This is a genomic window from Apilactobacillus micheneri (genome assembly GCF_006493595.1).
In the GTDB taxonomy this organism is placed as follows: Bacteria; Bacillota; Bacilli; order Lactobacillales; family Lactobacillaceae; genus Apilactobacillus; species Apilactobacillus micheneri.
Map to the genome: position 1 here is coordinate 23,200 of NZ_QUBI01000006.1, position 12,477 is coordinate 35,676.

11 protein-coding genes are annotated in these 12,477 nt (G+C 32.1%); all 11 read right to left on the reverse strand.

Going from position 1 to position 12,477, the window contains the following annotated elements:
* Positions 1-5 precede the first annotated feature (5 nt).
* Positions 6-2,015 carry an excinuclease ABC subunit UvrB gene (gene uvrB / locus DY123_RS06455; protein ID WP_140936466.1) on the reverse strand — a complete coding sequence of 670 codons (2,010 nt, stop codon included), beginning with the start codon at positions 2,013-2,015 and terminating at the stop codon, positions 6-8.
* A 169-nt stretch (positions 2,016-2,184) separates the two neighbouring features.
* Positions 2,185-3,111, reverse strand: a complete 927-nt coding sequence (gene trxB, locus DY123_RS06460) for a thioredoxin-disulfide reductase (protein ID WP_181398812.1) — start codon at positions 3,109-3,111, stop codon at positions 2,185-2,187.
* A gap of 80 nt (positions 3,112-3,191) precedes the next feature.
* Entirely contained in the window at positions 3,192-4,067 is an 876-nt protein-coding gene (gene galU, locus DY123_RS06465; protein WP_108982937.1) for a UTP--glucose-1-phosphate uridylyltransferase GalU, read from the reverse strand.
* Positions 4,068-4,090: 23 nt separating this feature from the next.
* Positions 4,091-5,107: an NAD(P)H-dependent glycerol-3-phosphate dehydrogenase gene (locus tag DY123_RS06470; RefSeq protein ID WP_140924406.1), complete on the reverse strand. Its 1,017-nt coding sequence runs from the start codon at positions 5,105-5,107 to the stop codon at positions 4,091-4,093.
* A 23-nt stretch (positions 5,108-5,130) separates the two neighbouring features.
* Positions 5,131-5,976 carry a prolipoprotein diacylglyceryl transferase gene (gene lgt, locus DY123_RS06475; protein ID WP_108982939.1) on the reverse strand — a complete coding sequence of 282 codons (846 nt, stop codon included), beginning with the start codon at positions 5,974-5,976 and terminating at the stop codon, positions 5,131-5,133.
* 7 nt (positions 5,977-5,983) lie between these two features.
* Positions 5,984-6,922: an HPr(Ser) kinase/phosphatase gene (gene hprK / locus DY123_RS06480; protein ID WP_108982940.1), complete on the reverse strand. Its 939-nt coding sequence runs from the start codon at positions 6,920-6,922 to the stop codon at positions 5,984-5,986.
* 117 nt (positions 6,923-7,039) lie between these two features.
* Complete coding sequence (locus DY123_RS06485; RefSeq protein WP_105964933.1) at positions 7,040-7,387, reverse strand: phage holin family protein; 348 nt, start codon at positions 7,385-7,387, stop codon at positions 7,040-7,042.
* A gap of 12 nt (positions 7,388-7,399) precedes the next feature.
* Positions 7,400-7,699 (reverse strand): PspC domain-containing protein, encoded by a 300-nt coding sequence (locus DY123_RS06490; RefSeq protein WP_108982941.1) that lies wholly within the window; start codon positions 7,697-7,699, stop codon positions 7,400-7,402.
* Positions 7,700-7,774: 75 nt separating this feature from the next.
* The gene (locus DY123_RS06495) at positions 7,775-8,914 is read right to left on the reverse strand and encodes a PDZ domain-containing protein (protein ID WP_140924408.1); all 1,140 of its coding nucleotides are present in this window, start codon (positions 8,912-8,914) and stop codon (positions 7,775-7,777) included.
* Between the two features lie 16 nt (positions 8,915-8,930).
* Positions 8,931-10,047 (reverse strand): peptide chain release factor 2 gene (gene prfB, locus DY123_RS06500; protein WP_108982943.1). Its coding sequence is split into 2 segments (ribosomal slippage): positions 8,931-9,974 and positions 9,976-10,047, totalling 1,116 coding nucleotides; the frame shifts between segments, so codons are not numbered across the junction.
* A 65-nt stretch (positions 10,048-10,112) separates the two neighbouring features.
* Positions 10,113-12,476, reverse strand: coding sequence for a preprotein translocase subunit SecA (secA, locus tag DY123_RS06505; RefSeq protein WP_105964937.1), 2,364 nt, complete (start codon positions 12,474-12,476; stop codon positions 10,113-10,115).
* Position 12,477 lies beyond the last annotated feature (1 nt).

Consider the following 12,477-nt stretch of genomic DNA (forward strand, 5'->3'; position numbering starts at 1 on the left):
CTTACTTATTTCATTTGACTCTTAAGTTCCATAACTGTATCACGAATAGAAGCAGCTTGTTCAAAATCTAATTTCGTTGCAGCATGTCGCATTTCTTTATTTAGAGTTTCAAGCATTGATTGTTGTTCTTTTTTAGTCATCTTTTGGAAATCAGATTCAACAAATGAATGACTTTCTTTTGGTTCATCATCATCGTTATTATCATATTTAATAAGATCACGAACTGGTTTCTTAATAGTATGTGGGGTAATCCCATGTTCTTTATTATATGCTTTTTGAATTTTTCTTCTTCTAGCAGTCTCATCCATTGCTTTTTGCATTGAATCAGTTACTGTATCGGCATACATAATAACAGCCCCATTTTCGTTCCTGGCTGCACGACCAATCGTTTGAATTAATGAACGTTCATTTCTTAGAAAGCCTTCTTTGTCAGCATCCAAAATTGCAACTAAAGAAACTTCCGGAACATCGATACCTTCTCTTAAAAGATTAATTCCCACTAAAACATCATATTTGCCTAATCTTAAGTCACGTATAATTTTAGTTCGTTCAAGAGTTTTAACATCTGAGTGCAAATATGCTACTTTAATTCCTAAATCTTTTAAATAATCTGTTAAATCTTCAGCCATTTTTTTAGTTAAGGTAGTAACAAATGTTCTTTCGTCTCGATCAATTCTTTTATTAATTTCACCAACTAAGTTATCCATTTGTCCCATGATTGGACGAACTTCAACTGTAGGATCTAAAAGACCAGTTGGACGAATAATTTGTTGCACAATATTCTTTTCATCAGTCATTTCTAGTTCACGAGGACCAGGCGTAGCTGACATGTAAACAGCTTGATTAATATGTTTCTTAAACTCAGGCATCTTCAAAGGACGATTATCTAAAGCACTAGGTAATCTAAATCCATACTTAATAAGTTGTTCTTTTCTAGCTTTATCACCCTTATACATACCACCAATTTGAGGCAAAGTTTGATGAGATTCATCAACAACTAATAAATAATCATCGGGAAAGAAATCAAGTAATGTATATGGTGGTTCACCTGGTTTACGATGATCCACATGCCTAGAATAATTTTCAATCCCATTGGTATATCCCATTTCTGCCATCATTTCAACATCATAAGTAGTTCGTTGTTTTAGGCGTTGGGCTTCAACCAGTTTACCTTCACTTTTGAATTTAGCAACTTGTTCATCCATTTCTTTTCTAATATTGGCTAAAGCACTATCCAAATTTTGATCATCGGTTAAAAAGTGAGTCGCAGGGAAAATAATAACGTTATTCTTTTTACCTAAAAATTCACCTGTTAATGTATCAATTTCCCTAATGGAATCAATTTCATCACCAAAAAATTCAACTCTAAGTGCATGTTTATCACCTGAAGCTGGAAAAATATCTACCACATCACCATGAACTCTAAAGCGACCACGTTGAAAATCAATATCATTCCGATCAAATTGAATATCTACAAGCTGACGTAAAACATCATCACGTTCTATTTGTTGCCCTACATGTAAAGATACCGTATGTTTATAGTATTCTTCCGGACTCCCTAAACCAAAAATAGATGATACTGAAGCCACAATAATAACATCATTTCTAGTTAGGAGTGCATTAGTAGCAGCATGCCGTAACTTATCAATTTCGTCATTTACAGAAGAGTCTTTTTCAATATAAGTGTCACTTGAAGGTACATAAGCTTCCGGCTGATAATAATCATAATAACTAACAAAATATTCAACTGCATTATTAGGAAAAAATTCTTTGAATTCACCGTATAATTGGCCAGCTAAAGTTTTATTATGAGATAAAATTAATGTAGGTTTATTTACATTTTTGATAACATTTGAAATCGTAAATGTCTTCCCAGTACCAGTAGCACCCAATAATATTTGCGATTTTTGGCCATTTTCAATACCATCGGTTAATTTTTTAATTGCCTCTGGTTGATCTCCAGTTGGCTTATATTTAGAAACTAAATCAAAATGGTTATTTTTTTCTCGTTTAATTTGCAATAAAAGCCCTCACTTTCTCATTAAAATAAGAGCTTAAATTATAAGCCCTTAAACATCCCTATAATTTTGTATACATTTTAACACACGAACATACATTCTAAAATTAATACGTATCCGCCAAGATAATAAAAAGGAATGCTATTTAAGCATTCCTTTTTATTAATTATTTTTCTAATGATGATAAATATTCAAAAGCATTTTGACCAGCAATTCCACCGTCGCCCACGGCAGTTGCAACTTGTCTTAATTCTTTTGAACGAACATCTCCAATTGCAAAAACTCCAGGTACTGAAGTTTCCATACGTTCATTGGTCTTAATCCAACCTTTATCATCAGTAATATTTAAATTATTGAATGGTTCGGTCATTGGATTATTTCCAACATAAATAAATACTCCATTGGCATCAACAACATCAGTTTCATTGGTCTGATTGTTCAATGTTTTAACCCCTGTAACCTTCATATTATCACCAATAATTTCAGTTACATTAGTATTCCAAATAAAATTAATTTTGTCGTTTGCAAATGCACGATCTTGAAGTACCTTTTGTGCTCTTAATTGATCACGACGATGGATAACAGTAACTTTTGAAGTTATACCAGCAAGGTATAAAGCTTCTGAAATTGCTGAATCACCACCACCAATTACGACAACTTCTCTGTTTTTAAAGAAAGCTCCATCACATACAGCACAGTAAGAAACACCTTTGCCACCGTATTCATCTTCACCTTCAACACCTAATTTACGGTATTGAGAACCAGTCCCAATAATCACGGAACCTGTTTCATAACTATCTTGATCGGTTTTAACAATCTTATTTTTACCTGATTGTTCAATTGATTCAACAGTCCCATATGCATATTTTGCACCAAAGTTAATTGAACCTTCATACATTTTTTTAGCTAAATCTGGGCCTAAAATTGATTTAAAGCCAGGATAATTCTCAATTTCAGCAGTATTATTCATTTGGCCACCGTAAATGCCTCGATCAATCATCAAAACAGATAAATTTGCACGAGAAGCATATAATGCTGCAGTCATTCCACCAGGACCTGCACCAATTACGATTACATCATATTTTTCCATAATTTCAGCTCCTCTCTTTTTCAATAAGCACTACTTTACTAGCAAAAGAAAAGTTTGTCTATTATTTTGCACACAAAGTAATATTAGTCTAACTTATTAGCTAAATCCTTAATATATTGTTTCAATTGATCTGATACTTCTGGATGTTGTAAACCAAATTCAATATTAGTTTCTAACCAACCAAATTTATTCCCGGTATCATAACGAGAACCTTTGAATTCATGAGCATAGACTTTACCATTTTTGTTCAAAGTATCAATAGCATCAGTTAATTGAATTTCGTTACCCTTACCTGGTTTAGTATTTTCCAATATTTCAAATATTTCTGGAGTCAATAAGTAACGACCAATGATTGCTAAATCACTAGGAGCATCTTCTGGATTAGGTTTTTCAACGAAGCTAGTAACATCATATAATCCATCTTGTACTTCCTTAGCGGGATTAATAACTCCATATTTAGAAGTATCTTCATGTGGAACCTTCATAACAGCTAAGGTGGAAGAATTAGTTTTTTCATAACTATCAATTAATTGCTTAGTTAATGGAGTCTTGTCTTGCATCAAATCGTCACCTAGCATAATAACGAATGGATCATCCCCAACAAAACTCTTGGCAGTATGAACCGCATCCCCTAAACCATTAGGGTGTTCTTGACGTTTAAAATAGATGTTTAAACCATTAGTTTTCTTAACAGCTTCCAACATTTTCATCTTATTTTTCTTTTCAAGATTTAATTCTAATTCAGTATTAGAATCAAAATGGTCTTCAATTGCACGTTTACCTTTTCCAATAATAATTAAAATATCAGTAATTCCAGAAGCAACTGCTTCTTCAACAATTAATTGAATAGCAGGTTTATCAACTACTGGAAGCATTTCCTTAGGCATCGCTTTAGTTTCTGGTAAAAATCTTGTTCCCAAACCTGCAGCTGGGATGATTGCTTTTCTAATTTTTTTCATAAAACATTCTCCTTAAACCATATTTAGTCCAATTCTGCTCGGCCTTCACGATGCATTAGATTATTAATTGCATCTTTCACAGTTAATTCATCATTTATAACATGATAAATAGCTGATGTAATTGGCATATCGATACCACGTTGTTTTGCTAATTCATAGGCAGCTTTAGTGGTAGCAATTCCTTCAATTACCATTCCCATATGTTCAATAACTTCGTCTAATGACTTACCTTGTCCTAATTGATATCCAGCACGCCAGTTTCTAGAATCACTACTTGTTGCTGTAACAATTAGGTCACCAACCCCAGACAATCCAGTAAATGTTAATGGATTAGCACCAAATGAAGTTCCTAATCGAGAAATTTCTGCTAAGCCACGAGTCATTAGAGCTGCTTTAGTATTATCACCATAACCTAAACTATAAAGTGCTCCCGCTCCTAATGCAATAATATTTTTCAAAGCTGCACCAATTTCAACACCTATAATATCATCATTGGTATAAACTCTAAAATATTCATTAATAAACAAAGACTGAACATGTTCAGCATCTTTAATGTTTTCTGAAGCAGTAGTAACCAAAGTAATATCATGTTTTGCTACCGATTCAGCTTGACTAGGACCGGATATTACAGCAATCGATTTACGATATTTGGGATCAATTTCTTCAGCAAGGACTTCAGACATACGTTTGTAGGTCTTTTGCTCAATTCCTTTACTACCATGAATAATATTTACTTTCATATTCAATTCTGCCAAAATATTATTTACTTTTTGAGCGATTGATCTAGTAACTTGAGCTGGTACCACAAATAAGATGTCGTCAACCCCATTAATAGCTTCCTTCATATCAGAATAAGCTACCAAATCCTTAGAATATGTAAAATTCTCAATGTATTTAGTATTAGTGTGTTTGTTATTTAATTCTTCAACTTGAGCTGGTTTGTAAGACCATAAGTGAACTTCGTTACCATTTTCAGATAAGATGTTGGCTAACATGCTACCCCATGATCCTGCACCTAAAACTGCTACTTTTTCTACCATTATAAAATCTCCTTGTAATTATATTACTTATTAATTATTGATCTACCGTCAAGATAATATGGTAAATCTGGATTTTTCTTTCTACGATAAATAATAATACCCATAGAACCGAAAAATAAAACAATTGATAATAATTGTGAAACTCTTATATCACCAAAGGCCATTAAGCTATCAGTACGCATTCCCTCAACAAAGAATCTTCCAAATGAATACCAAATTACATAACCTAAAAAGACTTCACCACGTTTAAAGAATTTATTAATATGCCTTAAATTCATTAGTAATATAAAACCAAATATATCCCAAATAGACTCATACAAAAAAGTTGGTTGACGATATGAACCTTGAATAAACATTTGATTAATTATAAATGATGGTAAATGCAAGTGTTGTAAGAAAGATAAACTTGTAATTTTACCAAAAGCTTCTTGGTTCATAAAGTTACCCCATCTACCAATTCCTTGTCCCATTATTACAGTTGGAGCAATAACATCTAGCATCAACCAAACCGGTATAAATTTACTACGGCAATAATAAAATACAACTAAGCCAGCACCAATTAAAGCTCCATAAATGGCAATTCCACCATCCCAAACTTTAATTATTTCATCTAGATGTTGACTGTAGTATGGCCACTGAAATGCTACATAATAGATACGAGCGCAAATAATTGCAACAGGCAATGCCCATAAAATCATGTCATAAATATTATCTGCAATAATTCCACGTTTTGAACCTTCTTTAACAGAAAGATAAACCGCAATCATCACTGCACTGGCAATAAAGATTCCATACCAATGAACTTGAATCGATCCCAAATTAAATGCAATCGGATTTAAAGCTAACGAAATAAGATCTCCTCCATTCAATATTTAATTAACCATTAGGTTTTGAATTTTCTTTAATTAAACTATTTAGATTATCATTGAATACTTTAGTTGCATCGTATCCCATTGTTCTAGCTCTAAAGTTCATTGCAGCTGCTTCAACAATAATTGCTAAATTGCGTCCAGTTTTAACTGGAATGTTAATTCTTTCAACATCAACATCAAAGATCCGTCTAGTTTCATTAGAATTCCCTAATCGATCATAATCTTTATTATCAGACCAGTTTTCTAAATGGACAATTAAATCGACTTTGGTTTTTGAACGTACAGCTCCTGCACCAAATAAATTCATTACGTCAATAATCCCAATTCCACGGATTTCTAATAAATGACGTAAAATACGTGGAGCTTGTCCAACTAATGTTTGTTCATCCTGTTGGTATACTTCCACTCGATCATCAGCTATTAATCGATGGCCACGTTTTACTAATTCCAAAGCGGTTTCACTTTTACCGACTCCTGAATCACCAGTCATCAGAACACCTAATCCATAAACATCAACTAAAACTCCATGCATAGATTTTCTTTCGGCTAAATTACTTTCTAAATAATTAGTCATATTACTTAAAACTCTAGAAGTTGTTAATTTTGATCCTAAAATAGGAATATGTTTATTTTTAGCAGCTCTAATTAACTCATCTGGCGGATCTAATTGAGTCGAGATCACAAAAGCTGGGGTTTCTGGGTGACACATTTCTTTCATAACTTCATAAAGATCAGCACTATTCATGCCTTTTGCATATGAGGTCTCAGTAATTCCAAGTAATTGAATTCTTTTAGCCGGATAATAATTAAAATATCCAGTTAATTCTAAACCAGGTCTTGAAATATCACTAGTAGTAATAGGTCTGTCTAAATACTCTTTACCATAAAAAATATCTAGATGTGTGTTTTCAACTAAGTCAGCAACACTAACATTATAAGTCATACGTTTACCTCCTATGTTATTATTATTTTACCATTTTAATTATTATCTTTTAATCTTAAAAGCACATTAAAAATAAAAAAATAAGTAGATATTATTAAATACCTACTTATTTTAACATTATTCAGTTGATTGATTATTAGATAATACCGCATTACAAATTGACATTATTATAGATACTAGCATTGCCATCCCAAAAGAAGTAAATTGGAAATCACTACCAACAATATATGAGGTTGCTTCTAACATAAATGCATTTAAGACAATACTAAACAATCCCAATGTCAAAATATTAATTGGTAATGAAAGAATAAACAATACCGGTTTTACCAAAGTATTCAAAATCGCCAATACAAAAGCAGCAATAATTGCCGTTGTTAAACTAGCGACATAAAAACTTCCTTGAAAGAAACCTGCAATAGCTATAAATAATAAGGTATTAACTAATAAACGACCCCAAAATCCCATTGTAAGTCTCCTTTATTTATGATCAAATTCTTGAACATCTTTTAAATTTTTTCTTTTATCGTTATTCTTAGTTGTTGATTGTTCTTTAGACTTGTATTGATTAAACATCCCATCAAAAGGACCAGTTGTTTCTTGAGTATTGGGCATTAAAACAAGCAAAATCAAGTATGCAAGTAATCCAATGCCATGAAAGAAAGCAAGAATAATAAAAATTATTCTTATAATTCTAGAATCAATTCCTAGATATTCTGAAACTCCACCGGCAACTCCAGTTAGCATTCTGTCTGTTTTTGATCTAGTTAATTTTTTCATTTTATTAACAACTCCTTTGAGTTAAACATTTAAACACTTTTCATGCTTAAATACAATCCTTTTAATAAAAATAATTTATTTAAACAAAACAACCCCTAATTCATTTGGTGAGTCGTTATAAATAGCTGATTCAGTAATTTTAATTCGGTCATTTCTATTTATTAATTTTAATCGACAAAATGTAGGTGAAGATAAAATTGCCTCATAAAATTCATTTTTATTATGAACCGTTTTGTTATTAACTTCAACAATACGATCCCCAATTTCAACCCCCATTTTATCAGCTGGAGTAGATGGCCTAACACCAATTACACTAACGCCTTCAACTGCATCAGAAAACCATTTTTCAGATTTAAGGTCTTGTAATTTGATTCTAATTAAAATCAACAAATAAACAATAATAAGGATTCCGATTGAATATAAAGTAACAATTGGGAAGAAATAGCTGCCAATTGTTAATATAAATCCCAAAATACCTAATTTAACAATTGAATTACCAATCTTTTTTGCAATCTTTAAAGGAACATTCTTGAATATTTTCATTTTTGCACTTAAAAGTACTGGTAATAAAAATAAACTAAATGATTGATGTCCTACCATGAAAGTAGGCCAAAATGAAATTGCTTTTTGCAATTGATCGCCAGGAATTAAAACGAGTAATGGAAAAACTGTCATTTCATTTAAAAGGTATCCAGCTACACGGTTTCCACGTTTATTTTTCGATATTTCAGGGGTATTATAACGGCCAACAAAGTATCTCCAAAATAAACCGGACATTAAAATGATTAAACTAATTAGAAATAATATGTTTTGATTGGCAGTCATTGATAAATCAATTGAAGAATCAAAGCTGTCATTAATATAATCAAATATACTAGGAATCATTGTAATTAAAGTTGTTATTCCAGCTATTATAATCGGAAATAATCTATAGGGAATCAACACAATATTTAATAATAGTAGTACTTCATACAAAATAATCCATGGGACAGAAATAAATGTACCAACTAAAATTGATAAAATAGATCCAAAAATACCGAAAAGTAAAAATCCTAGTAAAAAATGTTTTAACTCAAAATTATTTTGATAAATAGCAGTATTAAAAGAATTTCTTTCACGTGAAAGTCTTTTTTTATTGTTTAAAAGAACTTTAATTATGCCCAGCCAAAGAACTGGTTGAATAAAAATTATAGATAATGTTAATAAATAATCCATTTGCTTGTCTCCTAAGTTAATCTGGGTTCTGCTTGCTTAATTTCCATTGTAAATACGAATTAATAAATTTGTCTAATTTTCCATCCATAACATCTTGTACTTTAGCAGTTTCATAGCCTGTACGATGGTCTTTTACCATCGAATATGGATGAAAAACATAAGAACGAATTTGTGAACCCCATCCAATTTCTTTTTGTTCACCTTCTAGTTGAGCTTTTTGCTCAGCCTTCTTTTCTTCTTCTAATTCATATAACTTGGACTTTAACATATTCATTGCAGTTTCCCTATTTTGTAGCTGTGAACGTTGAGCTTGACTAGCAACTACAATTCCAGTAGGTTCATGGGTAATTCGAACCGCAGATGAAGTTTTGTTAACATGTTGACCACCAGCTCCACTGGCTCTAAAAACATCTACCCTTAAGTCAGCAGGATTAATATCAATGTTTACTGAATCATCTAATTCTGGCATTACATCCACTGAGGCAAATGATGTGTGACGACGACCTGCTGAGTCAAATGGAGAAATTCTAACCAATCGATGCACACCTTTTTCTGATTTCAAATATCCATATGCATTTTCACCAGAAATTAATAACGTCGCACTATCAATTCCAGCTACTTCACCAACTTGATAATTCAAAGTCTCTAATTTAAATTCATGTTGTTCAGCCCATCTGGTGTACATGCGAAGTAACATCATTCCCCAATCATGAGATTCAGTTCCACCAGCACCTGGATGAATTTCTAAGATAGCATTATTGCCATCATATTTACCATTTAACAGCATGCCTAAGCGATAATTTTCTAAATGCTTTTTAGTCTTACTTAAATTATTTTCAAATTCTTCCATTATTGAAGGGTCATTATCTTCTTCAAGTAATTCCAAGTTTATTTCTAAGTCATCACTTTCTTCAGCAATTACCTTAAAATTATCATACTTTTTCTTAAGTTTATTGTTTTCTTCAATAAAGCTTTTAGCTTTATTAGGATCATCCCAAAAATTAGGATCTGCCATTTTAGACTCATTAATCTCAATATTTTCAGATAATGAATCTAAGTCAAAGCGACCCCCTAAAACCAGCAATGGCTTTTTTTATTTTGTTAATTTCATCTTTTGCATCTTTTAATTCCATAAATTATTTACTCCTTATGTAAAAAACGGCAATGGAACTATACAAGTCCATCCCCGTTTTTAAAATTATCTTTCAATGTTTTGTCTAATTTCAGCCTTCATAAATAGTCTAGTTGTATCATAGTTGATATCTGAAATCATTTCTTCAAACATTTGATAACCTTCACGTTGATATTCAACCAATGGATTCAATTGACCATAACCTCTTAAACCAACTGATTGTCTCAATTGATCCATTTCATCAATATGATCAGTCCAGTGTGAATCAACAACTCTTAAAATAACAACCTTTTCAAATTCAAGCATTTGATTAGGATCATATAATTGATCTTGTTTTTCTTTATATACTTGTTTAGCAAGATTCATTAGAGTATCTTTAATTTCATCAGCAGATTTATTTTCTAAATCATCTAAACTGATGCGATCAGGACTTACTAAAGCACTAATAGCAAAATCTAAAATAGTATCTAAATCCCAATCTTTCTTATCTCCTTGAGTATGCAAGTTAACAATTCTATTAACGGTTCTTTGAATCATTGGCATTAATACCCATTTAAGAGATTTATTTTCTTCGATAATTTGATATCTTTCACCATAGATAACATTACGTTGTTGTCTCATAACATCATCATATTGAAGAACCTGTTTTCTAGAGTCATAATTATTACCTTCAACACGCTTTTGAGCTGATTCAACTTGTTTAGTAATTAATCTACTCTTAATAACAGCAGATTCGCCATCAACTTTCATATTTTCTAAGAAGCTCTTAATACGGTCAGAACCAAAACGACGCATTAAATCATCTTCTAATGAAAGATAGAATTGTGAAAGACCTGGGTCTCCTTGACGACCTGAACGACCACGTAATTGATTATCAATACGTCTTGATTCATGACGTTCAGTTCCAATAACTGCTAATCCACCTAGTTCAACAACACCCGGTCCAAGTTTAATATCAGTACCACGACCAGCCATGTTAGTAGCAATAGTAACTGCATTCTTTTGTCCAGCGTTGGAAATAATGTCAGCTTCTTTAGCATGATTCTTAGCATTTAAGACGTTATGTGGAATTCCTTCTTGAGTTAATCTATTATCTAGATATTCTGATGTTTCAACAGCAACGGTACCAATCAACATTGGTTGTCCCTTACTGTGTAATTCCTTGATTTTACTGATAACTGCATCGAATTTAGATTGAAGAGTTGGATATAGTAAATCAGGTTCATCAACTCTGGCTACAGGTTTATTAGTAGGGATTGAAATAACATCCATATTATAGATTTCTCTAAATTCATCAGCTTCTGTTTTAGCAGTACCAGTCATACCAGCTAACTTATGGTACATTCTGAATAAGTTTTGGTATGTGATATTAGCCATAGTTTTACTTTCTTCTTGAATGTCAACGCCTTCTTTGGCTTCAATTGCTTGATGTAACCCATCAGAAAAGCGACGACCTTCCATAATACGACCAGTAAATGAATCAACGATTAATACTTCACCATTAGAAACCACATAATCCTTATCTTTAAGCATAATGTAGTTAGCACGTAATGCTTCATCCAAATGATGAGTTAGAGCTGTATTATCAGTATCATATAAGTTCTTTAGGTTAAAGTACTTTTCAGCCTTTTCAATACCTTGATCTTTTAAAGCAACAGTTTTTGATTCCAAATCAATCTTAAAATCATCTTTGTCTTTTAAAGTTTTAGCAAAACGATCAGCTTGAATATACAATTCTTGTGAACCTTTAGCTTGACCAGAAATGATTAATGGGGTTCTAGCTTCATCAATTAAAATAGAGTCTACTTCATCGACAATAGCAAAGTTCAATGGACGTTGTACCATATCTTCTTTGTAAACAACCATATTATCACGTAAATAATCAAATCCGATTTCACTATTAGTAGAATAGGTAATATCGTCATTGTATGCTTCACGTTTTTCTTCAGCACTCATTTCAGTTAAGTTAACACCAACTGTTAAGCCTAACCAGTTATATAGTTCACCCATTTGTTCAGCATCACGCTTGGATAAGTATTCGTTAACCGTAATAACATGAACACCCTTACCAGCCAATGCATTTAAATATACAGGCATAGTAGCAGTTAATGTTTTACCTTCACCAGTTTTCATTTCAGAAATGCTTCCTTCATGAAGCACAATTCCACCCATAACTTGAACATGGAATGGAGTTAGACCTAAAACACGAGTAGCTCCTTCTCTTGCAACAGCGAATGCTTCAGGAAGAAGATCATCTAGCGTTTCACCATCTTGATAACGTTTTTTAAATTCTGGAGTTTTAGCTTTTAAATCTTCATCGCTTAATTTACGATATTCATCAGCATAATTATCAACTTTATCCGCTAACTTACTTAAACGTTTGATATCATGCTTATCGCTTTCAACCCATTTTTTTAAAATATTAGGCATT